Origin of the sequence: Roseburia sp. OF03-24 (assembly GCF_003463035.1) — a bacterium.
Taxonomy (GTDB): Bacteria; Bacillota; Clostridia; order Lachnospirales; family Lachnospiraceae; genus Roseburia; species Roseburia rectibacter.
In genome coordinates this window covers 546-779 of the sequence record NZ_QSCK01000088.1, presented here as the reverse complement: position 1 = coordinate 779, position 234 = coordinate 546, and the positions used below count along the sequence as shown (strand labels likewise).

Sequence of the window (234 nt, the reverse complement as noted above, 5' to 3'; positions counted from 1 at the left end):
ATGTTTCTCATTACACGATTGGCAGACATTTCGCTTCCGACCATAATGATACAGTCATCCGCATATCGTACAAAGTTAAGCCCTCGCTTCTCCATTTCCTTATCAAGTTCATTTAACATGATATTTGCCAATAGTGGCGAGAGGTTTCCTCCTTGTGGTGTACCCACAATAGAATCCTCGTATTCGTTGTCAATCATGATTCCACTAACAAGATATTTTCTAATAATAGAGATG

General features: G+C 38.9%; 1 protein-coding gene. It reads right to left on the bottom strand.

Annotation, left to right across the window (positions count from 1 at the left end; genetic code table 11):
* The coding region (locus tag DXA60_RS19850; RefSeq protein ID WP_243006965.1) for a reverse transcriptase domain-containing protein at positions 1-234 on the bottom strand (234 nt) is incomplete at both ends.